This is a genomic window from Brevundimonas sp. R86498 (assembly GCF_044598075.1).
Taxonomy (GTDB): Bacteria; Pseudomonadota; Alphaproteobacteria; order Caulobacterales; family Caulobacteraceae; genus Brevundimonas.
The window spans coordinates 80,843-100,634 of sequence record NZ_CP139004.1 but is presented as its reverse complement, the minus strand read 5'-3'; the positions used below and the strand labels follow the sequence as shown (position 1 = coordinate 100,634).

Genomic DNA, 19,792 nt, shown 5'->3' with positions numbered 1-19,792 from the left:
ATCATGCAGAAGTGGGGCCAAGGCCTGATCGGAATGGTGGCAGCAATGCTGCTGATGGGAGCCGGGGCGGCGGCCGCCCAGCCGGCCCAGGCCCCGCGGCCCGAGGTGACTGCAGCCCTGGCGCGGTTCGACGGCGTCTGGATCGGGCCGGCACGGATGACCCTGCCTGACGGTTCGGTGAACACCTTCGAGCAGATGGAGCGGATCGGGCCCATGCTGGGCGGGGAAATCCGGGTCATGGAAGGCAAGGCCCGCGGGTCGGACGGGGCCACCCTGTTCAACGCCTTCACGGTCTTTTCGGAAGCCGCAGGGGGCGGGATCGAGATGCGCTCGCACGTCTGGGGCGATGAGTTGGCCCGGGTGATCGAGCTGACCCCGGAGGGCTACAACTGGCGGATGGAGACCTCGGGCGGGCCGATCACCTATGTCATCACGGTGCGGGACGGTGTCTGGCACGAGACCGGGACCATCACCCTGGCGAACGGGACCCGCGCCCAGTTCTTTGAAATGACCCTCACGCGCCGGGGCGATACCGACTGGCCGGCCGCGAACCCCGCCTTCCTGACGACGGACTGATACGGCCTCGGTGGACGCGGGCCGCGACGGGGCGTAGAGGCGCCCCATGATCCCGGCGGACCGTCCTTTCTGGCAGACCAAGCGACTCGAACAGATGACCCGCGAGGAGTGGGAGAGCCTGTGCGACGGCTGTGGGCTGTGCTGCCTGATCCGGTTCGAGGATGAGGACACCGGCGAGGTGTTTCCGACGAAGGTGCATTGCAAGCTGTTCGACAGCCAGCGCTGCAGCTGCACGGACTATGCCGGTCGCAAGGACCATGTGCCGGACTGTATCAAGCTGACGCCGTGGAACATCGAGGCGCTGGGGTGGATGCCGCTGTCGTGCGCCTATCGCCGTCTGCACGAGGGACGGGGGCTGGCCAACTGGCATCCGCTGGTGTCCGGCGATCCGGAGAGCGTGCATACGGCCGGGGTCTCCATCCGCGGCCAGACCATCAGCGAACTGGAACTGGAAAAGCCCGAGGACGCGGTGGAGCACGAGGCCATGGAGTGGAACCTCGAACGGGGCATTACCTCGGCCAGCTGATCGCCGATCACGCACGCTGGAGCGCCCTTGCGTTCAACGCTCGGGCCGAAAACGTCAGCAAGATCAAAGGCCGTGTTGAAACAACGGGCCTCCAGCGCGCCTTGTGACGCTGGTCCACTATAGTTCGGGCATGGCGGGAAAAAGGGGATCGGGGCGGCAAGGCAAGGCCCGCCGGCCGATCACACCGCCGTCTTCCAGAGCTGGATCCCGGAGGCGACATGGCCCTGTTTGCGTGGAGGCCCGGTCGGGCTGCGCCTGAGGCAAAGCATAGCCGCACGGGACCGCTGATCGCCCTGACCGGGGCAGGTCGGCCGCAGTGGACGCCGCGTGACTATGCCACCTTGGCACGGGAGGGTTTCGGCAAGAACGCCGTCGCCTATCGCTGCGTGCGGATGATCGCCGAGGCCGCGGCGTCGGCACCGCTGAAGGTGTTTGTCGCGGGTGTCCGGGATGACGACCATCCGGTGGCGCGGCTGCTGGGCGCGCCCAACCCCGAACAGTCGGGTGCGGAATGGCTGGAGGGGCTGTACGGCGCGCTGCAGACGGCGGGCAATGCCTACGTCGAGGCCGTGGGCGACGAGCCGCCGACCGAACTCTGGAGCCTGAGGCCGGACCGGGTTCAGGTGGTGCCCGGGCGGGCGGGCTGGCCCGACGCCTATGAATACACCGTCGGAGGGCGGTCCGTGCGGATCGGGCGATAGGCCGACGGGTGGATGCCGGTCCTGCATCTGAAGCTGTTTCATCCGACGGATGATCACTACGGGTTCTCGCCGCTGGAAGCGGCGGCCTTCGCCATCGATGTGCACAACAGTTCAGGGGCCTGGAACAAGGCGCTGCTGGACAATGCGGCGCGACCCAGCGGGGCGCTGGTGTTCGATGCCCGCGATGGCGAGCGGCTGACGGAGGCTCAGTTCGCTGCGCTCAAGGCCGAACTGGGCGAGACCCATGCCGGCGCGAGCAATGCCGGGCGGCCGCTGGTTCTGGAAGGCGGACTGGACTGGAAGCCGATGTCGATGAGCCCGGCGGATATGGACTTCATCGCCGGGAAACATGCAGCGGCGCGCGAGATCGCCCTGGCGTTCGGTGTGCCGCCGCAGCTGCTGGGGATTCCGGGGGATGCGACCTATGCCAACTATCGCGAGGCCAATACGGCCTTCTGGCGGGGGACGGTGATCCCACTGGCACGCAAGGCGGCGGGGGCGCTGACCGGCTGGCTGGGCGGGCGGTTCGGCGACATCCGCATCGAGGCGGATCTGGACGCGGTGCCGGCCCTGCAGCCCGAGCAGGATGCTTTGTGGGCGCGGTTGAGTGCGGCGAGCTTCCTGACCGACAGCGAGCGGCGGCGAATGGCGGGGGTGGGCGACTGATGGACGACGTTCGCAAGATGGCCGCCGGACTGGCCGTCGCCCTTGCCGTGCAGACGGTCGGGGGACTGGTCTGGGCCGGCGGCGCGGCCGCACGGATCGCGATTCTGGAGGACCGGGTGGACGAGCAACGGCGCGTGGCTGAGCGGCTGGCGCGGCTGGAGGAACAGAGCACGGCGACGCGGGCGGCGGTTGAGCGGATCGAGCTGAGACTGGAGCAAGGGCAGTGACGATCGCGATCGATGCCGGACTCGCTATCCAGGGCTATGCCTCCCTGTGGGGCGTGGCGGATCTGGGTGGCGATGTGGTGGCACAAGGGGCCTTTGCCGACAGTCTGAAGCGGACCGGCGCGGGCGGGGTGCGGATGCTGCACCAGCACGAGAGCCGGGCGGTGGTTGGGGTCTGGGACAAGATCGTCGAGGATGATCGCGGGCTGTTGGTCCGGGGCCGGATCGCCGACTGGTCGGCCGAGGCCCGCTATGCCCGGGCGCTGAGCCGGGCGGGGGCGCTGGACGGACTGTCGATCGGGTTCAGGGCGGCGAGGGCGCGCCGGGACGGGCGGCTGAGGGTGCTGTCGGGTGTGGAGCTTTGTGAGGTATCGCTGGTGACGTTTCCTGCCTGTCCGGGGGCGCGGTTCAGGACCGTCTAGCGACGGCCAATACAGTCGATCCAGGCCAGGGCGCGGGCGACGCCACCGAGGGCGAACCAGGCGGTCGAGGGCCCTGTCTCTGTCTGATAGGTCCATCGCATGGTGGCGGCGCGGCCGGCTCCTGAAACGATGGCGTCCACCGTGGCGGCGTCGGTGATCTCGAACAGGTTGGCGTTGTTGGTCTGGAGCGAAGCCTTGCCGGTCAGATCAATCTGGCGGCGGCCGAAGGTGACGGACATCGGCTGGCCGTCGCCCGCGTTCATGGGCACCACGGCGACCAGTTCCACGACGTGGTCGGCCCCGGGCGCGGGACGGGCGATACGAAGCTGGCTGGCATAAACGGCCTGGCCGGTCGGGTCAGGGAGCGCCAGCACGACCGAGCAGTAGCCGTCGGGGCGGCAGGCCCCGAGGCTGTTCTGGAAATAGGCGCGGGTCTCGCCGAAACGGCTGTGGACCGGGGCGCCGCACTGCTCGCCGGCGGTGGCAGTGCCGGCCAAGGCGACCAGGACGGTCCCGATCAGAACGGGCGCAAGTAGGGTGGTGCGGCTCATCGACATCGGGCGCGGCCCTCCCAAGCCGTGGGCGCGAGCCGACCACGGGGGAGCCGATCCTGTCAATCAAACGGGACCCGACGGTTCCGGTCACGGTTCCGTCGGGTCAGCCGCCGGACCTTTCAAGCGGAGACATCATGAAAGAGACCAAGACCGCCTCCGGTACGCCGGAGACGCGCGCTGCCCTGCACGAGATGATGGCGGCGTTCGAGGCGTTCAAAGGGGCCAATGACGCCCGGCTGGACGAGATCGAGAAGAAGGCCTCGGCCGACACGCTGCTGGAGGAGAAGGTGGCGCGGATCGACCAGGCGGTAGCGAGTGCCCAGGCACGGCTGGATCGCGCGCTGAGCGAGGTGAGGCGGCCTTCTCTCGACGTCGGCGGGGCTTCTGCCCCCTCCGTCTCTCCCTTCGGTCGAGCCACCTCTCCCGATGGGGGCGGACTGGAGGCGAAGGCCGCGTTCGACGGATATGTGCGGACCGGGCGGGAGGTTGGGCTGGAGATCAAGGCGGGGCTGTCGTCGGCACCGACCTCGGGCGGCTATGTCGTGCCGCCGGAGACGGAGCGGGCGATCGAGCGGCGGCTGATGGCGACCAGTCCAATGCGGGAAATTGCGACGGTGCGGACCGTGGCCGCCGGCGTGTTCAGAAAGCCGGTGTCGACGGCGGGCATCGCTTCCGGCTGGGTGGCGGAGACGGCCGCCCGGCCGGAGACGGACCCGGCGACCCTGGCCCTGCTGGAGTTCCCGGCGGCGGACCTCTACGCCAATCCGGCCGCGACCCAGACCCTGCTGGACGACGCGCTTGTCGATCTCGACGAATGGCTGGCCAGTGAGGTCGAGGATGCCTTCGCGGCGCAGGAGACGGCCGCCTTCGTCAATGGCGACGGGGTCAACAAGCCCAGGGGCTTCCTCGGCTATTCGATCGTGGCGGAGGCCAGCCATGTCTGGGGTGGTCTGGGGTATGTGGCGTCAGGGGCGGCTGGAGCCTTCGCGGCGACCACGCCGGCGGACCGGCTGATCGACCTGATCTATGCGCCGAAGGCCCAGTACCGATCGAACGGCCGGTTCGTGATGAATCGCAAGACGGTGTCGGCCGTGCGCAAATTCAAGGATGCGGACGGCAACTACATCTGGTCGGCGGCCGGACGTCCCGGTGAGACGGCCAGTTTGCTGGGCTATCCGGTGACCGAGATCGAGACGATGCCGGACATAGCCGCCAACAGCCACGCCATCGCGTTCGGTGACTTCCAGCGTGGCTACCTGATCGTCGACCGGGCGGGGGTGCGGGTGCTGCGGGATCCGTATTCGGCCAAGCCCTATGTGCTGTTCTACACCACCAAGCGGGTCGGCGGCGGGGTGCAGAACTTCGACGCGATCAAGGTGATGAAGTTCAGCGCGAGCTGATGGACTGACGACGGTCTCCCTCCCCCTCGGGGGAGGGAGAAGGACGTGCGCAATTCTTCACATCGGAGACTTTCCATGACCGCACCCGTGAGCCTCACGGAGGCGAAACTGTTCCTGCGCGTCGGGCATGAGGCGGAGGATGGGCTGATCCAGACTCTGATCGATGCGGCCCGGGCGCGGGTGGAAGGCGAGCTTGGGCTGGTCCTGACCTCGACCTCGCCGGCCCCGTTGCGGCTGGCGATCCTGATGCTGGCCTTGCGCGCCTATGAGCGGGGCGAGACCGAGATGCCGATCCGGCCAGTCGAGGCCTGGATCGCGCCCTATCGCGTGGTGCGGCTGTGAGGCGGCTGGCCGAGCTTCTGGAGCCGGTCGAGGCCGAGACGCCCCATGGCGGGTGGGCCGTCAGCTATGAGTCGTTGGGTCCGGTCTGGCTTCGCCTTGAGACCCCGCGCCAGCGGGAGCGGACCGAGGCGGGCGTCACCTCCATCGTCGAGATCGCCCGGGCTGGCAGCCGCGCGGACCCTCGCCTGATCAAGGGGCGGGCGCTTCGCCTCGATGGTGGCGACTGGACGATCGCGCTCGCAGCTCCCGATCCTGATCGGCCGGGGTGGGTGGATCTGAGCCTGGAGCAGCGGTCATGAGCGATCACGAGAGCGCGCTGCAGAAGGCGCTGATCCGCCATTTGCGCGCGGACGCGGCGCTGAAGGCCCTGCTTGGCGATCCCGCCCGGGTCTGGGACCAGCCGCCGAGGGACGTCGCCTGGCCGCACCTTCTGATCGGCCGGTCGGAGAGCCGGCCGGTGGCGGCGGAGGGCTGCGGGATCGAGCACCAGCTGTCCCTGCGCTGCGCGTCGCGTTTCGGCGGGATGGAGGAGGCGCGAGCGGTCTGCGCCGCCCTCAGGGCGGCGCTGCATGATGTGACGCTGGAGGCAGACGGCGTCCGCACCGTGTCGATCCGGGCGACCTATGCGGATGTGTTTCGCTCGAATGACCATAGACGGGTCTGGGGCGTGGTGCGCGTCCGGGCCGTCACCGAGGACCTCTGAGGAGAAGGACCATGGCCGCACAGCGCGGAAAAGACATTCTGTTGAAGATCGAGAGCACGCCGGGCGTGTTCACGACGGTGGCGGGGCTTAGGGCGCGGACGATCTCGCTGAACGCCCGGACTGTGGATGCGACGGACGCCGACAGCGCGGGCCGGTGGCGCGAGCTGCTGGGGGGCGCAGGCGTGAAGTCGGCGGCGGTGTCCGGGCAGGGTATCTTTCGCGACGCCGCGTCGGACGCCCTGATCCGCGAGGCCTTCTTTGACCAGAGTCTGAAGACCTGGCGTCTGATCGTCCCGGATTTCGGGACGCTGGAGGGTCCGTTTCTCGTCGCGGCGCTGGAGTATGCCGGTGACCATGAGGGTGAGGCGACCTTCGCGATCAGCCTGGCCAGCGCCGGAGCGGTCGGGTTCAGTGCGCTGTGACCGGCATCAATGGCGCGCGAGGCGAGGCGCTGGCCGTGCTGGCAGGGGCGGAGCGCCGACTGTGTCTGACCTTGGGCGCGTTGGCAGAGATCGAGACGACCCTGCAGGTGTCAGGGATCGAAGCTCTCGCGGAGCGGATGCGGGCCCTGTCGGCGCTGGACCTGATGGTGGTGTTGGCGGCGCTGTTGAGGGGCGGGGGCGAGGCGGCGCTGGCCGGTGAGCTCGATCGGGCGGGGGTGACCCCGCGGGAGGCCGCTGAGGCGGTGGCTGCCGGGTTCGCGGCCTCTGCCGATGGCTGAGACGGCGTGGGCCGGGATGTTGCGGGCCGCGCTGGCGCTCGGTGTCGTCCCGGAGGCCTTCTGGCGGCTGTCGCTGAAGGAATGGCGGATGCTGACGTCGCAGCCCGCGACGACGGTATCGATCGTACGAAGCGAGCTCAATGAACTGATGCGCGCCTGGCCGGACTGACGGTCGGCAGGGGAGGCAGGGATGGACGACGATCGCATAAACGCTCTGGATGATGTGCCGGCCCGCGCCGCCGAGGCGGCTGCGGCGCTGGACGCACTGCGGGAACCGGCTGAGCGGGCGGCATCGAGCATCGAGGAGGCGTTCGCCCGCGCCGGATCCAGCCTGACCCGATCGCTGGCGCGGGCCGCGGCGGACGGGGAGGTTTCGCTGGCCGAACTGGCCCGGGCGGTGCTTGGCGCGGTCAACGCCGGGGCAGGCGGTGCGGGCGGCCTCGGAGCGGCCATTGCCCATGCGGTCGCCGGCGTCGCGGGGTTCGGCGGCGCGCGGGCCGAGGGCGGTCCGGTGCTGGGTGGAGGAGCCTATCTGGTCGGCGAGCGCGGGCCGGAAGTGTTCCGACCGTCGGGAGCCGGCGTGATCGACCGGCCTGATGGGGCGGGCGGGGTGACCGTGAACGTCACGGTCGATGGCGGGGCTCCGGCGCTGCTGCGGTCCGAGGCGCAGATCGCACAGATGCTGGCGCGCGCCACCGCCCTGGGGGCGCGCCGTCTGTAGCGGATCGGTCGGTCGCCTTGCCGGGACGATGATCATGGGGATGGGTGATGAGCTTTCATGAGGTGAGGCTTCCGGCGCGGCTGGCGTTCGGCTCGACCGGAGGTGTCGAGCGACGGACCGAGGTCGTCACCCTGGCGTCCGGCTTCGAGCGCCGCTCCAGCCCCTGGGCGCTGGGGCGGCGGCACTACCTGATCGGGGCCAATCTGAAATCGCTGGCGGATATGGCGGAACTGACCGCCTTCTTCGAGGCGCGGCGCGGGCGGCTCTACGGGTTCCGGTTTCGGGATTTCGCCGACTTCGCCTCGTGCGGACCGGGCGGGACGCCGGCAGCGACGGATCAGACCCTGGGGACGGGGGACGGCAGTCAGACAGGCTTTCAACTGGTGAAGCGCTATGGCGACGCGGAGTCCGCCGTTGAGCGGCCGATCTCCAAGCCGGTCGAGTCCTCGGTGAGGGTCGCGGTCGGCGGGACGGTCCTGCCGGAGGCGGCATTTGCGACAGATGCGACGACGGGGCTTGTCACGCTCGACGCGCCGCCGGGACCCGGCCTCGTGGTCACGGCCGGCTTCCTGTTCGACACGCCCGTGCGCTTCGAGACCGACCGTCTGGAGATGACGCTGGAAAGCTTCAATGCCGGGCGGATGGCGGCCATCCCGCTGATTGAGATCCGGGTCTGAGCCATGCGGGAGATTCCGGAAGAATTGGTGACCCGCATCGAAAGCGGGGCAGCCGCGCTGTGCCATGTGTGGATCATAACCCGGGCGGATGGCTTGCGGTTGGGGTTCACCGATCACGACCGCGACCTGACAGTGGATGGTGTCGTCTGTCGGGCCGCGAGTGGATGGACCCAGGGGGCCGCGGAGGCGGCCGAGGGGCTGGCGGCGGGAAGCCTGGCCATCGGCGGAGTGCTGGACGATGAGCGGATCGCCGAGGCCGATATCGCGGGCGGCCTTTGGGACGGGGCGAGGATCGTTCTGTGGCGAGTCGACTGGTCGCGCCCGGACCTCAGGATGTCCCTCGGCACAGGCACGCTGAGCCGAATCCGCCGCGAGGGCGAGGGTTTCGTCGCCGAGGTCGACGGGCCGCTGGCGGCCCTGGAGCGGGTCGTCGGGCGGACCTACAGCCGGAGTTGCGATGCCGTCCTGGGAGACAGCCGCTGCGGGGTCGAGCCCGAGGGGAGGGCCTGTGACAAGCGTCTGGAAACCTGTGCCGGCGTATTCGCCAACGCGCTTAACTTTCGGGGCTATCCCGATATCCCGGGCGACGACTTTCTGACCGCCGTGCCGGTGACTGGTGGGCGGCACGACGGGGGAAGCCGGAGATGAGCCCGGCTGAGGGCGATCGCGTCACCGCTGCCCGCGCCTGGTTGGGAACGCCTTATCGCCACCGCGCCAGCCTGAAGGGCAAGGGCGCGGATTGTCTGGGACTGGTGCGCGGGGTCTGGCGCGAGACGGTGGGCGATGAGCCCGAACCGATTCCGGCCTATGCGCCGGACTGGGCCGAGGTCGGCGGACGCGAGATCCTTCGGGAGGCGGCCGGACGCTGGCTGGTCGAACGAGCGGACGGACGGATGCGACCCGGCGATGTTCTGCTGTTCCGCATGGCGGCGGGGGCACCCGCGAAGCACTGCGCGATCCTTTCTGCGGAAGGCCCGCCGGAGCCGAGGATGATCCACGCCTATTGGGGTCGGGCGGTGGTGGAGAGCTGGATGGGAGCCTGGTGGCAGAGACGGCTGGCCGCCGTGTTCACCTGGCCGGATAAGGATTGATGGGGGGCGGGAATGGCACAGGTCATTCTGGGCGGGTTTGGAAGCGCGATCGGCGGTGGTGTGGGCCAGGCGATCGGGGCGGCCCTCGGCGGGGTGGTGGACCGTGGCCTGCTTGGCCTGTTGTCGCCGGAGCGTCAGCGTGGGCCCCGACTGGAGACCCTGAGGCTTCAGTCGACGGCCGAGGGGGCCCCGATGGCCTGCGTGTTCGGGCGGGCGAGAGTCACCGGCCAGATGATCTGGGCGGCCCGCTTTCTGGAACAACGCCGGAAGAGTGGCGGCGGCAAGGGCGGCGGCGCAACAGTCGAATTTGGCTACTCGCTCAGTTTCGCGGTGGCCCTGTGTGAAGGTCCGATCGACGGGATCGGCCGGGTCTGGGCGGACGGTCAGCTTCTGGACCAGACCGGTATCGCGCTTCGGGTCTATCGCGGGACTGAGGATCAGACACCGGATCCCCTGATCGAGGCGGTCGAGGGGATGGCCCCGGCCTATCGCGGGACCGCCTATGTGGTGTTCGAGGACCTGCCGCTGGCTCCGTTCGGGAACCGGGCCCCGCAATTGAGCTTCGAAGTGTTTCGCAGGCCGGGCGGCGATGGGCTGGAGGAGAGGATCGAGGGGGTTTGCCTGATCCCCGGGGCGGGCGAGTTCGTTCTGGCCACGGAACCCGTGTTCCGGCGCGAGGGACTGACCGCCACGACGGTCGAGAATGTGCATTCCGGCGACGGCCGCACGGACCTGATCGTCTCTCTGGATCAGCTGTCCGTTCAGTGTCCGAACCTGAAGCGGGTTAGCCTGGTGATCGGCTGGTTCGGCGACGATCTCAGGGCCGGACACTGTCGGGTAAAGCCGGGGGTTGAGCGGCGCGACAAGCCGACCGAGCCGATGGTCTGGTCGGTGGCGGGTCTGGAGCGCCCGGACGCCCACCTGATTTCGCAGATCGACGGTCGGCCCGCCTATGGCGGTACACCGTCGGACGCCAGCGTGAGGCAGGCCATCGCTGCGCTGAAGGCCCGCGGCTGGGCCGTGACCCTGTATCCCTTCGTGTTCATGGATGTGCCGCCGGACAATGCGCTGCCGGATCCCTATGGCAGCGCGCGGCAGGCGGCCTATCCCTGGCGCGGACGGGTCAAGGGCGAGGACGGGCCGGACGCGAGCGCCGGGATCGCGGCCGTGTTTGGCGGACCGGAAGACTGGGGGCTGAGACGCATGGTGCTGCACTATGCGGCGCTGGCGGCGGAGACGGGGTGCGCCGGTCTGCTGATCGGGTCCGAAATGCGAGGCCTGACCTGGACCCGGGACGCGGTCGGTGCCTATCCGGCGGTCGCCCAGTTGCGGACACTGGCGGCCGAGTGTCGAGCGGTGGTCGGTCCCGAGATCAGTCTGTCCTATGCGGCGGACTGGTCCGAGTATGCAGGGCACCGGCCGGAGGACGGCTCGGGCGATGTCCTCTTTCATCTCGATCCCCTGTGGGCCGATCCGGCGATCGACTACGTCGGTATCGACTGGTACCCGCCCCTCGGCGACTGGCGCTCGGGTGAGGGCGGGGTGGATTCCGTTGCCTTCAGCGGTCCTGACGATCCGGCTTATCTGGCGGTCCAGGTCGCGGGTGGCGAAGGGTTTGACTGGTTCTATGCGGGCCCTGCGGAACGTGCGGCCCAGGTCCGGACGCCGATCGATGACCAGGCCCATGGCGAGGACTGGGTCTTCCGGATCAAGGATCTCAAGGGCTGGTGGGCCAATGCTCATCATGATCGGCCCGGCGGGGTCAGGGTGCCGGTGCCGACGGCCTGGCTGCCGGGCATGAAGCCGATCCGGCTGACCGAGATCGGCTGTGCGGCCGTGGATCGCGGCGGGAATGCCCCCAATCTGTTTCAGGATCCCAAGTCGTCCGAGAGCTTCCTGCCACCCTTCTCCACCGGGCAGCGAGACAACCGGATGCAGCGGCGGGCGCTTGAGGCCGTGCTGGGCCATTTTGCCGACCCGGCCCATAATCCGGTGTCCTCCGTTTATGGCGCGCCGATGGTGGCGGGAGCCGATGTCTGGTGCTGGGATGCGCGGCCGTTTCCGGCCTTTCCAGCGCTGGAAGGGGTCTGGGCCGACGCTGGCGCGTGGCAGACAGGACATTGGCTGAACGGCCGGCTATCGGGGGACACGAGTTCGCTGCTGGCCGCCATCCTGCGGCGGGGCGGGCTGGAGGATCAGGATTTCGCCGTGGGCGATCCGGTCGGGTCGGTCGACGGCTATGTGATCGACCGGCCCATGCGGACGCGCGATGTGCTGGAGCCCCTGCTGCGGGCGCTGCACATGACCGCCGCGGAGCGCAGGGGGATGGTGCATCTGATCGGTTGGGAGCCGCCGGCCGCAACCCTGGACACGGAGGGTCTGGCGATCACGGAAGCGGCAGGACCCGCGCGGACACGGGCCCTGGAGCTCCGGCCGGAGAGCGCCCGGGTTCGCTACATTGACGAGGGCGCGGACTACCAGACGGGCGCAACAACCGTACGGGCCGAGGTGCAAACCAGCGGTGGCGGCGTCGATGCCGACCTGCCGGCCGTCTGCAGCGCAGGCCTTGCCGAGGCCCTGGCTCAGAGACTTCTGGAGGGTGAAGGGGCCGACCGGTTGACGGTCGGGCTGGGTCCACTCGACGCGATGCGGCTCGAGCCGGGCGATACGCTGGCGTTTGGTGGCGAGGGCGGGTGCTGGCGTGTCGAGCGTCTGGCTCTCGACGAGACTCCGACCGCCGTGCTGGTACCGGGAGTTCGGGGACAGACAGCCGGCGAACCGCCGGTTCGCTGGCGACCCCGACCGGGGATCGATCTCTCGGGCGCACCCTTCGTGGCGATCCTCGACCTGCCGCCGCTCCCCGGCGAAGAGGCGGACGAGCGACCAATCGCTGCGGTTTCCGCAGACCCCTGGCGCACCATGGCGATTCACGTAGGAGAAACCCCCGATTCGCTTAGCTTGCGGGGAACAATCCCGGCACCGGCGACGGTGGGTCGTCTTGTGGCCGCCCTGGAGGGCGGTGTTCCGGACCGTTGGAACGAGGGCCAGAACCTGCTGGTCCGACTGGAGGGCATTCCTCCCACGACTAAAACCGCGGTGTCGGTCCTCGGTGGTGCCAATCTCGCCGCTCTGCAGACCGACGCCGGTTGGGAACTGTTGCAGTTCCGGCAGGCGGAACTGGTGGACGCGGACATCTGGCGACTGTCCGGCTTGCTGCGAGGGCAGCAGGGAACCGGGGCGGAGATGGCCGCAGGTGCCGGGGTCGGGGCGACGCTGGTCCTGCTCGCCCAACAGGCGGGGCGATTCCAGATAGGCATTGCCGAGCGGCGCCTGCCCCGGACTGCGCGAGTTGGGCCAGACGGCCTCCCGGCCGGACTATCCCGCTTTTCTACGGTCAGCTTCACGGCGGTTGGGCTCCATGGACGGCCGTGGAGCCCAGCCCGACTGGGGGTGCGAATTGCCGACGAGGGGAGGCTGATCACCTGGCTGCCGCGGATCAGACTGGGCGGTGACGTCTGGGATCGTGAGCCCGCACCGATCGATCCGGCACTTTACAGGATCCGGATCTGCAGGGATGGGCTCGACCGGCGGGTGCTCCAGTCGGAAACGGAAACAGTGCTCTATCCAGCCGCGAGCATTGCCGAGGATTTTCCGGCCGGCGCGGACCCCGCAGCGACCGTCCATGTTTCGCAGTTCGGGTCTGCCTTCGGCTGGGGCGTGGAGGCGCAGGTCCGTCTGTTTTCCTGAAAAGGATTGCGCCGCACAACGCATGCCTTAACTGACGGACCGACGGCGGGTTCGCACACAGCGGACACTGGCCGGCGTGGTCTGACGGAGCGGCGAACGGCGTGGCGGGCGATCCATATCAGGAACTGGGCGTGTCCAGGGGGGCGAACGCCGCTGAAATCAAGGCCGCTTTCCGGAAGCTGGCCAAGGAACTTCACCCCGACAAGAACCGCGGCGACACAGCCACCGAGGAAAGGTTCAAGCGCGTTTCCGCCGCCTTCGACATCCTGAGCGATCCGGACAAGAAGGCGCAGTTTGATGCAGGCCAGATCGACGCAGATGGTCAGCCCCAATACCGTGGCTTTGGCGGACAGCCCGGCGCCGGGTCCGCATCTGGCGGGTTTGGCGGCTTCAGCAGCGGCAGCGGCGGCCCTGGTGGCCGGGCGGCTTTCGAAGATCTGGACCTCGATGAGATCTTTGGCCGGTTCGGCGGTGCCCGCGGAGCCTCGCGAGGGTTCGGCCGTGGCCAGGACGTCCGGGCCACGCTGGAGATCAGTCTGGAGGACTCCATCGGCGGTGCGACCCGCCGCATCCAGTTCTCTGACGGACGCACGCTGGATGTTGCCATTCCCAAGGGGGCGACCAACGGGCAGACCATCCGGCTACGAGGGCAGGGCTTGGCTGGTCGGACTGAAAAGGGCGACGCTCTGATTGAGCTGCGTATTGCGCCCCACCCTGTGTTCCGTGTCGAGGGCTCCGATGTCCTTATGGATCTGCCGGTTTCCGTTCCCGATGCGGTGCTGGGCGGGAAGGTTGAATGCCCGACCCCGGACGGCCCGGTCTCGGTGACTGTTCCCAAGGGGTCGAACTCGGGGCAGATCATGCGGTTGCGGGGTAAGGGTGCTTACGCCGGCGGCGCGCGTGGTGACCTGAAGGCGCGCCTGATCGTAACCCTGCCGGAATCCATCGATCCGATCCTGCAGCGGATTGCCGAGGACTGGCGCTCGAGCCGCCCCTACAGGCCGGGGAAAAACTGATGGTCGCGAAGCCTGAAATCAAGCCGGCGCGGCCGTGGTTCTCGGCCGGGCCGACCGCGAAACGCCCGGGCTGGTCTTCCGGGGCGCTTCCGCATGACCTTCTCGGACGGGGCATTCGCGCGCCGGAAGTCGTGGAGCGGTTTGCTTATGGCCTGCGGCTGACGAAAGCCGTTCTGGAGGTCCCCGAGGACTGGGTGCTGGTCTATGTGCCGGGATCTGACACCGGCGCGGTCGAGGCGGCGATGTGGTCCATGCTGGGGGCGCGACCCCTGCAGGTCATGGCGTTCGAGAATTTCGGCAAACAGTGGGCGATCGATGTGCGCGACCACCTCAGGCTGGACCCTGAGTTGCTCGAAGCCCCCTGGGGTGAACTGCCGGACCTGAGCCAGATCGATCCGGCCAAGGATCTGGTGTTTCCCTGGAACGGCACGACGTCGGGCGTTCGCGTGCCAGATGCAGATTTCCTCTCTCGCGACCGCCAGGGGATCGTCATCTGTGATGCTACCTCGGCCGCGTTCGCCATGCCGATCGACTATGGGCCTCTGGATGTTGTGACCTTCAGTTTCCAGAAGGCATTGGGCGGCGAGGCGGGTATCGGCGTGGCGGCCCTGAGCCCGCGCGCCGTCGCGCGGCTCGATGAGTACGAGCCCCCGCGTGCAGTCCCCAAGCTGTTGCGCTTGAGGAATGCCTCGGGGTTCGACCGGGCGTTGGCCACGGGCACGATGATCAACACCTTCTCCGTCTGGACGCTCGAGGACTGGATCGATGCGCTGGAGTGGGCCCAGGAAATCGGTGGCCTCCCGGAGCTGATCCGGCGCACCGAGGCGAACGCGAAGGTCCTGTTTGACTGGGTTGAACGCACCGAGTGGGTCGAGCCTCTGGCGGTCGACGCGGCGACCCGGTCGACGACGTCGGTCTGTCTGAAGATCGTCGATCCGCGCGTCGTGGGGCTGGACGATGCCCGCCGACAGACCTTCGTGAGGCGGATGAAGACCCTTCTGGAAGCCGAGGGGGGAGCCTTCGACGTCGAGAGCCACCGCAATGCGCCCGCCGGACTGCGGCTATGGTGTGGGTGTACGGTCGAGACAGAGGATGTGGCCGCCGCGACGCCCTGGCTCGACTGGGCGTTCAAGACCGCCGTCGCTGAGTTCTAGATCAGAAACTACCCCTGTCGGGACGACATTCCTCGATTCCCCCGCTATAGCCCTCCCCGCATCAGGCGGAGACTATATTTTGGCAAACGTGGCGGTGGTCGGAGCCCAGTGGGGTGACGAGGGCAAGGGCAAGATCGTCGACTGGCTGTCCAACCGCGCCGACATGGTCGTGCGGTTCCAGGGCGGCCACAACGCCGGCCACACCCTGGTCGTCGATGGCAAGGTCTACAAGCTGGCGCTGCTGCCGTCGGGCGTGGTGCAGGGCAAACCCTCGATCATCGGCAACGGCGTCGTGGTCGATCCCTGGCACCTGGTCGGGGAGATCGAGAAGATCGAGGCGCAGGGTGTCTCTATCAACCCCGATATCCTGACCATTGCCGACAATGCCTGTCTGATCCTGCCCATCCATCCGGCTCTGGACGTGGCGCGCGAGGCAGCGGCCAGCGCGCCGGGGGCCAAGATCGGTACCACGGGCCGGGGCATCGGGCCGGCCTATGAGGACAAGGTCGGGCGGCGCGCGATCCGGGTCTGCGACCTGGCCAATGCCGAAGACCTGACCGTCAAGATCGAGCGACTACGATCGCACCATGACCCTCTGCGGGCGGGGCTGGGGCTGGATCCTATCGATCCGGAGGCGCTGCTGGCGCAGCTACTGGCAATCGCGCCCAGGATACTGCCCTATGTGAAGCCGGCGTGGCGGGTGCTGGACCGGGCGCAGAAGGCGGGCAAGCGGGTGCTGTTCGAGGGGGCCCAGGGGGCCTTCCTGGACGTGGACCACGGCACCTATCCCTATGTGACATCGTCCAACACCGTAGCCGGGCAGGCAGCGGCGGGCTCCGGGATCGGGCCGCGCGGCGTCGGCTATGTGCTGGGGATCGTCAAGGCCTACACCACCCGGGTCGGCGAGGGGCCCTTTGCTTGTGAACTGAACGATGAGGTCGGGCGGCACCTGGCTACCGTCGGGCGCGAAGTGGGGGTCAACACCGGGCGGGCGCGGCGCTGTGGCTGGTTCGACGCCGTGCTGGTGCGCCAGTCGGTGGCGATCAACGGCATCGACGGAATCGCCCTGACCAAGCTGGACGTGCTGGATGGGCTGGACACACTGAAGATCTGCGTCGGCTACCGGGTGGGGGGTGAGATCCTCGACTATCTGCCCTCCAGCCTGAACGCCCAGGCGGCGGCCGAGCCGGTGTTCGAGGAGCTCGAAGGCTGGAGCGAGACCACGGCGGGCGCGCGCAGCTTCAAGGATCTGAATGCGAACGCGATCAAATATGTACGCCGGATCGAGGAGCTGATCGGGGCACCGGTGGCGATGCTCTCGACCAGCCCGGAGCGCGAAGACACCATCCTGATGCGCGACCCGTTCCAGGGCTGAGACAACGGCCGGTTCAACCCCGTCTTAACGGACACTCGGGTAAGGATGGGTCGCCTTTGGAGCGCCCGCGTGTTCACAGCTGACACAAAGACCCTGAGCCGGATCGAGCCTGCGGTTCGCCGCGTGCTGATCGCGGATCCGACCCTTGCGTCGGCGCGCATGCTTCAGGACATTCTCAAAAGCATCGGTTCACGTGAGTTCATCATTGAGGCCGACGAGCATAGGGCGCTCGACCACGCACGTGAGCTGGAGCCCGGCCTGATCTTCACCGAACGGTCTGGCCCTCGTCTGGACGGAGAGCAACTGGCGCGCAAGATCCGTCGATCGAACATGTCGTGTCGTGATGCCCCGATCATCATGGTGACGGCTGATGCGACGGCCTCTTCCATCAAGGGAGCGCGAGACGCCGGTATCCATGAGTTCCTGCGCAAACCCTTCACGTCCGCCGACCTGTTCCGGCGCGTCCAGAATGTTGCGCTGAAGCCGCGCGACTGGATTGAAGCCGTCGGCTACGTCGGGCCCGACCGGCGTCGCTTTAACTCGGGTGAGTATGCCGGCCCCCAGAAACGAAAAGCCGACAAGCCCGCCAATGCGGCCGAGGCGTCCCTGGCCGTCAAGGACCAGGCCATGCGAATTCTGGCCGCATCGATTGCCCAGTTTGACAGCGATCCGGTTCAGGCTGTTCGGGCGATCTCACAGCAGGCGGTGACCCTGAAGGGGCTGGCGCTGAAATCGGCAGATGCGAGACTGGCGACTGCGGTCGGGGGACTGGAAGGCATTCTCGCGTCCGGCGGGACCGACAAGGCGCGCCTTGCCAGTCCCGTCGCTGCCCTTCTTTCACTGGCCGACACCGGAACCTTGGTGCAACGGGCGGGATAGGCCGCCTGGGCCGCACCACCACTCAGGCGTCCACGAGGTTCCGTTCCTCGGCGGCGGCGCGCATGGCCTTCTGAAGCTTTTCGAAGGCGCGCACCTCGATCTGACGCACCCGCTCGCGCGAGACGCCATACTGTCCCGCCAGCTCTTCCAGCGTGACCGGATCGTCCTTGAGGCGGCGCTCGGTGAGAATATGCTTCTCGCGCTCAGTCAGTTCGCCCATTGCCTCTTCCAGAAGGCTCATGCGGATCGACTTTTCCTCGGAATCCGCAAGCGCAGTTTCCTGGGACACGGCGTTGTCGTCGGACAGCCAGTCCTGCCACTCGCTCTCGCCATCGACGCGAAGCGGTGCATTGAGTGAGGCATCCCCGCCTAAACGGCGGTTCATATTGGTAACCTCCTCCTCGGACACGCCCAGCTTGGTGGCAATGGCAGCGAGATGCTCCGGACGCAGATCGCCTTCCTCAAAGGCAGAGATCTGGCTCTTGGCCTTACGCAGGTTGAAGAACAACTTCTTCTGCGCGGCGGTGGTACCCATCTTCACGAGCGACCAACTGCGCAGGATATATTCCTGGATCGAGGCGCGGATCCACCACATGGCGTAGGTCGCCAGGCGGAAACCCTTGTCCGGATCAAACTTCTTGACGGCCTGCATCAGGCCAACGTTGCCTTCGGAAATCACCTCGCCGATAGGCAGGCCATAGCCTCGATAGCCCATGGCGATCTTGGCCACGAGACGAAGGTGGGACGTGACCAAGCGGTGGGCGCTTTCAGAATCCTGATGCTCGGTCCAGCGCTTGGCGAGCATGAACTCCTCGTCCTTGGTCAGCATCGGAAATTTGCGGATTTCCGTCAGGTATCGCGACAGTCCCTGTTCAGGCGACATCACCGCGAGTGATTTCAGTGCAGCCATTTGGTCCCTCCGAACCTAGATAAGAGCAGGTTCAGCGCAGCCGGCCACCGAATGTGCGCCGTCTCCTCACCCCTCAACCGGACAAGTAGCGATGGGTTGCCGTCTTTGTCAGAGGCGGATCGTCACACAGATGCGTGACCGTGACCCCGGCGCCACGGGCCGTTTCAATCGTCCTTCTAGCAAACAGTCAGTCCTCTTTCAAGACTGAGTGTGGTGAAGGCGGTTAAACCCCGTCAGAGACTGGTCAGCACAGCTTCCAGCCCGGCCATGTCTGCCGGCAACTCGGTTTCAAACCGAAGCGGTTCGTATGAGACTGGATGAATGAAGCCCAGCACGGAGGCATGAAGGGCCTGCCGGTTCAGTCCAGCCGCCAGCATCGCCGCCCGGACCGAGGCGGCCGGGCTGCCCGAGCCATAGACGGCGTCGCCTAGGATAGGGCTGCCTTTGAAGGCCATGTGGACCCGGATCTGATGGGTGCGACCCGTATGGAGCGTACACGAGACGCGGGCGGCCAGCGGCGCGGCACCCGCTTTCGCCGGCACGCCGTAGCGGGCTTCGACCACATAGTCCGTGATCGCGTTGCGTCCGCCCGCCTTAAGCACGGCCATCTTCTTCCGATCGGCTGATGACCGGCCAATGCCGGTCTCAATCCGTCCTGAACCGGGCGCAGGTGCGCCGCGTGTCAGGGCGATGTATGTGCGCTCGATGTCGTGGGCCGCGAACAGTTTCGACAGGCCGGCATGGGCCCGGTCGGTCTTGGCGGCGACCATGACCCCCGATGTGTCCTTGTCCAGACGGTGAACGATCCCGGGTCTGGCCACCCCGCCGATTCCCGAAAGCGATGCGCCGCAATGATGCAGCAGGGCGTTGACGAGTGTTCCCGTCTCATTCCCGGGTGCCGGATGCGCGGCCATGCCTGCCGGCTTTTCGATGACAATCAGCTCTGCATCCTCGTACAGGACAACGAGCGGTAAAGCCTCCGGTCGGGGTGTCGCCTTGATCAGGGCGGGCAGCAGCACATGATAAAGACCGGCCGCTGCCCGACTGGATCCGTCGGTGACGGGCCTCCCGTCAAGAGTGACGGCACCACCGGCCAGCAGCGCCTGAATCCGGCCACGTGACAAAATTGGCACCTCTTGCGGCACATCCGCTGCTGTGCGCTCCGGAACGGCAATGAGCGTCGCGGTTCCCATCGTCAGCGCCTTGTCCAGCCTGAGCCCCGCCTGATCAGCCCCCACCTGGATGGCGACAATTTCCGCCTCTTCCGTGTCGGGATCATCCGTCGCTGAATCTGACATCAAGCCTTGGCCTTGCATTCATGTCCGTGTCGTGGCCGCGACATAGCTCGGCCATATCGGAGCGTCCTGCAGCCTACACCGGGGCCGGG

23 protein-coding genes and 1 pseudogene are annotated in these 19,792 nt (G+C 67.6%); 21 read left to right on the top strand and 3 right to left on the bottom strand.

Annotation, left to right across the window (positions count from 1 at the left end):
• Nucleotides 1-3: 3 nt before the first annotated feature.
• From SJY26_RS00525 to SJY26_RS00505, 5 genes and pseudogenes are all read left to right on the top strand, one after another.
• Nucleotides 4-576 carry a DUF1579 domain-containing protein gene (locus SJY26_RS00525; RefSeq protein WP_396594227.1) on the top strand — a complete coding sequence of 191 codons (573 nt, stop codon included), beginning with the start codon at nucleotides 4-6 and terminating at the stop codon, nucleotides 574-576.
• 49 nt (nucleotides 577-625) lie between these two features.
• Nucleotides 626-1,102, top strand: a complete 477-nt coding sequence (locus tag SJY26_RS00520) for a YcgN family cysteine cluster protein (protein WP_396595680.1) — start codon at nucleotides 626-628, stop codon at nucleotides 1,100-1,102.
• Between the two features lie 218 nt (nucleotides 1,103-1,320).
• Nucleotides 1,321-2,469, top strand: a pseudogene (locus SJY26_RS00515) (phage portal protein).
• Complete coding sequence (locus SJY26_RS00510) at nucleotides 2,469-2,696, top strand: hypothetical protein (RefSeq protein ID WP_396594226.1); 228 nt, start codon at nucleotides 2,469-2,471, stop codon at nucleotides 2,694-2,696. Before SJY26_RS00515 ends, SJY26_RS00510 begins: the two are co-directional and overlap by 1 nt.
• Nucleotides 2,693-3,115, top strand: coding sequence for an HK97 family phage prohead protease (locus SJY26_RS00505; protein WP_396594225.1), 423 nt, complete (start codon nucleotides 2,693-2,695; stop codon nucleotides 3,113-3,115). The genes SJY26_RS00510 and SJY26_RS00505 overlap by 4 nt, the downstream gene beginning before the upstream one ends.
• Here SJY26_RS00505 and SJY26_RS00500 read toward each other — a convergent pair.
• Entirely contained in the window at nucleotides 3,112-3,666 is a 555-nt protein-coding gene (locus SJY26_RS00500; RefSeq protein WP_396594224.1) for a hypothetical protein, read from the bottom strand. The two genes, SJY26_RS00505 and SJY26_RS00500, sit on opposite strands and share 4 nt — an antisense overlap.
• Before the next feature lie 137 nt (nucleotides 3,667-3,803).
• Here SJY26_RS00500 and SJY26_RS00495 point away from each other — a divergent pair, with 137 nt between their 5' ends.
• The 16 genes from SJY26_RS00495 (at nucleotide 3,804) to SJY26_RS00420 (ending at nucleotide 17,495) form a co-directional block, all read left to right on the top strand.
• Nucleotides 3,804-5,069 (top strand): phage major capsid protein, encoded by a 1,266-nt coding sequence (locus SJY26_RS00495; protein WP_396594223.1) that lies wholly within the window; start codon nucleotides 3,804-3,806, stop codon nucleotides 5,067-5,069.
• A gap of 75 nt (nucleotides 5,070-5,144) precedes the next feature.
• Nucleotides 5,145-5,411: a head-tail connector protein gene (locus tag SJY26_RS00490; RefSeq protein ID WP_396594222.1), complete on the top strand. Its 267-nt coding sequence runs from the start codon at nucleotides 5,145-5,147 to the stop codon at nucleotides 5,409-5,411.
• Nucleotides 5,408-5,710, top strand: a complete 303-nt coding sequence (locus tag SJY26_RS00485; protein ID WP_396594221.1) for a phage head-tail adapter protein — start codon at nucleotides 5,408-5,410, stop codon at nucleotides 5,708-5,710. Before SJY26_RS00490 ends, SJY26_RS00485 begins: the two co-directional genes overlap by 4 nt.
• Nucleotides 5,707-6,114 (top strand): DUF3168 domain-containing protein, encoded by a 408-nt coding sequence (locus SJY26_RS00480; protein ID WP_396594220.1) that lies wholly within the window; start codon nucleotides 5,707-5,709, stop codon nucleotides 6,112-6,114. The genes SJY26_RS00485 and SJY26_RS00480 overlap by 4 nt, the downstream gene beginning before the upstream one ends.
• Before the next feature lie 11 nt (nucleotides 6,115-6,125).
• Nucleotides 6,126-6,536 carry a phage major tail protein, TP901-1 family gene (locus SJY26_RS00475; protein ID WP_396594219.1) on the top strand — a complete coding sequence of 137 codons (411 nt, stop codon included), beginning with the start codon at nucleotides 6,126-6,128 and terminating at the stop codon, nucleotides 6,534-6,536.
• Entirely contained in the window at nucleotides 6,533-6,835 is a 303-nt protein-coding gene (locus tag SJY26_RS00470; protein ID WP_396594218.1) for a GTA-gp10 family protein, read from the top strand. Before SJY26_RS00475 ends, SJY26_RS00470 begins: the two co-directional genes overlap by 4 nt.
• Nucleotides 6,828-7,004 (top strand): phage tail assembly chaperone, encoded by a 177-nt coding sequence (locus SJY26_RS00465; protein ID WP_396594217.1) that lies wholly within the window; start codon nucleotides 6,828-6,830, stop codon nucleotides 7,002-7,004. Before SJY26_RS00470 ends, SJY26_RS00465 begins: the two co-directional genes overlap by 8 nt.
• A 21-nt stretch (nucleotides 7,005-7,025) precedes the next feature.
• Nucleotides 7,026-7,556, top strand: a complete 531-nt coding sequence (locus SJY26_RS00460) for a phage tail tape measure protein (RefSeq protein ID WP_396594216.1) — start codon at nucleotides 7,026-7,028, stop codon at nucleotides 7,554-7,556.
• Nucleotides 7,557-7,603: 47 nt separating this feature from the next.
• Nucleotides 7,604-8,233: a TIGR02217 family protein gene (locus SJY26_RS00455; protein WP_396594215.1), complete on the top strand. Its 630-nt coding sequence runs from the start codon at nucleotides 7,604-7,606 to the stop codon at nucleotides 8,231-8,233.
• 3 nt (nucleotides 8,234-8,236) lie between these two features.
• Nucleotides 8,237-8,881, top strand: a complete 645-nt coding sequence (locus SJY26_RS00450) for a DUF2163 domain-containing protein (protein ID WP_396594214.1) — start codon at nucleotides 8,237-8,239, stop codon at nucleotides 8,879-8,881.
• The gene (locus SJY26_RS00445) at nucleotides 8,878-9,324 is read left to right on the top strand and encodes an NlpC/P60 family protein (protein ID WP_396594213.1); all 447 of its coding nucleotides are present in this window, start codon (nucleotides 8,878-8,880) and stop codon (nucleotides 9,322-9,324) included. Before SJY26_RS00450 ends, SJY26_RS00445 begins: the two co-directional genes overlap by 4 nt.
• Nucleotides 9,325-9,336: 12 nt before the next feature.
• On the top strand, nucleotides 9,337-13,071 hold the full coding sequence (locus SJY26_RS00440) for a glycoside hydrolase/phage tail family protein (RefSeq protein ID WP_396594212.1): 3,735 nt from the start codon (nucleotides 9,337-9,339) through the stop codon (nucleotides 13,069-13,071).
• Nucleotides 13,072-13,172: 101 nt separating this feature from the next.
• Nucleotides 13,173-14,087 (top strand): DnaJ C-terminal domain-containing protein, encoded by a 915-nt coding sequence (locus SJY26_RS00435; RefSeq protein ID WP_396594211.1) that lies wholly within the window; start codon nucleotides 13,173-13,175, stop codon nucleotides 14,085-14,087.
• On the top strand, nucleotides 14,087-15,241 hold the full coding sequence (locus tag SJY26_RS00430) for a phosphoserine transaminase (protein ID WP_396594210.1): 1,155 nt from the start codon (nucleotides 14,087-14,089) through the stop codon (nucleotides 15,239-15,241). The genes SJY26_RS00435 and SJY26_RS00430 overlap by 1 nt, the downstream gene beginning before the upstream one ends.
• Before the next feature lie 79 nt (nucleotides 15,242-15,320).
• Complete coding sequence (locus tag SJY26_RS00425) at nucleotides 15,321-16,616, top strand: adenylosuccinate synthase (RefSeq protein WP_396594209.1); 1,296 nt, start codon at nucleotides 15,321-15,323, stop codon at nucleotides 16,614-16,616.
• Nucleotides 16,617-16,685: 69 nt separating this feature from the next.
• Nucleotides 16,686-17,495: a two-component system response regulator gene (locus SJY26_RS00420; RefSeq protein WP_396594208.1), complete on the top strand. Its 810-nt coding sequence runs from the start codon at nucleotides 16,686-16,688 to the stop codon at nucleotides 17,493-17,495.
• A gap of 22 nt (nucleotides 17,496-17,517) precedes the next feature.
• On the opposite strand, the gene rpoH is transcribed toward SJY26_RS00420, so the two are convergent.
• Together rpoH and SJY26_RS00410 are read right to left on the bottom strand one after the other, a co-directional pair.
• Nucleotides 17,518-18,405: an RNA polymerase sigma factor RpoH gene (gene rpoH, locus SJY26_RS00415; protein WP_305637285.1), complete on the bottom strand. Its 888-nt coding sequence runs from the start codon at nucleotides 18,403-18,405 to the stop codon at nucleotides 17,518-17,520.
• 233 nt (nucleotides 18,406-18,638) lie between these two features.
• The gene (locus tag SJY26_RS00410) at nucleotides 18,639-19,703 is read right to left on the bottom strand and encodes an RluA family pseudouridine synthase (RefSeq protein ID WP_396594207.1); all 1,065 of its coding nucleotides are present in this window, start codon (nucleotides 19,701-19,703) and stop codon (nucleotides 18,639-18,641) included.
• Between the last annotated feature and the right edge of the window lie 89 nt (nucleotides 19,704-19,792).

Bases quoted from the DNA above. Each gene is read 5' to 3' on its own strand.
- SJY26_RS00495 (WP_396594223.1), top strand. From the start codon at position 3,804: ATGAAAGAGACCAAGACCGCCTCCGGTACGCCGGAGACGCGCGCTGCC.
- rpoH (WP_305637285.1), bottom strand. From the start codon at position 18,405: ATGGCTGCACTGAAATCACTCGCGGTGATGTCGCCTGAACAGGGACTG.
- SJY26_RS00430 (WP_396594210.1), top strand. From the start codon at position 14,087: ATGGTCGCGAAGCCTGAAATCAAGCCGGCGCGGCCGTGGTTCTCGGCC.
- SJY26_RS00460 (WP_396594216.1), top strand. From the start codon at position 7,026: ATGGACGACGATCGCATAAACGCTCTGGATGATGTGCCGGCCCGCGCC.
- SJY26_RS00510 (WP_396594226.1), top strand. From the start codon at position 2,469: ATGGACGACGTTCGCAAGATGGCCGCCGGACTGGCCGTCGCCCTTGCC.
- SJY26_RS00480 (WP_396594220.1), top strand. From the start codon at position 5,707: ATGAGCGATCACGAGAGCGCGCTGCAGAAGGCGCTGATCCGCCATTTG.
- SJY26_RS00450 (WP_396594214.1), top strand. From the start codon at position 8,237: ATGCGGGAGATTCCGGAAGAATTGGTGACCCGCATCGAAAGCGGGGCA.
- SJY26_RS00525 (WP_396594227.1), top strand. From the start codon at position 4: ATGCAGAAGTGGGGCCAAGGCCTGATCGGAATGGTGGCAGCAATGCTG.
- SJY26_RS00410 (WP_396594207.1), bottom strand. From the start codon at position 19,703: ATGTCAGATTCAGCGACGGATGATCCCGACACGGAAGAGGCGGAAATT.
- SJY26_RS00465 (WP_396594217.1), top strand. From the start codon at position 6,828: ATGGCTGAGACGGCGTGGGCCGGGATGTTGCGGGCCGCGCTGGCGCTC.
- SJY26_RS00455 (WP_396594215.1), top strand. From the start codon at position 7,604: ATGAGCTTTCATGAGGTGAGGCTTCCGGCGCGGCTGGCGTTCGGCTCG.
- SJY26_RS00475 (WP_396594219.1), top strand. From the start codon at position 6,126: ATGGCCGCACAGCGCGGAAAAGACATTCTGTTGAAGATCGAGAGCACG.
- SJY26_RS00445 (WP_396594213.1), top strand. From the start codon at position 8,878: ATGAGCCCGGCTGAGGGCGATCGCGTCACCGCTGCCCGCGCCTGGTTG.
- SJY26_RS00440 (WP_396594212.1), top strand. From the start codon at position 9,337: ATGGCACAGGTCATTCTGGGCGGGTTTGGAAGCGCGATCGGCGGTGGT.
- SJY26_RS00500 (WP_396594224.1), bottom strand. From the start codon at position 3,666: ATGAGCCGCACCACCCTACTTGCGCCCGTTCTGATCGGGACCGTCCTG.
- SJY26_RS00490 (WP_396594222.1), top strand. From the start codon at position 5,145: ATGACCGCACCCGTGAGCCTCACGGAGGCGAAACTGTTCCTGCGCGTC.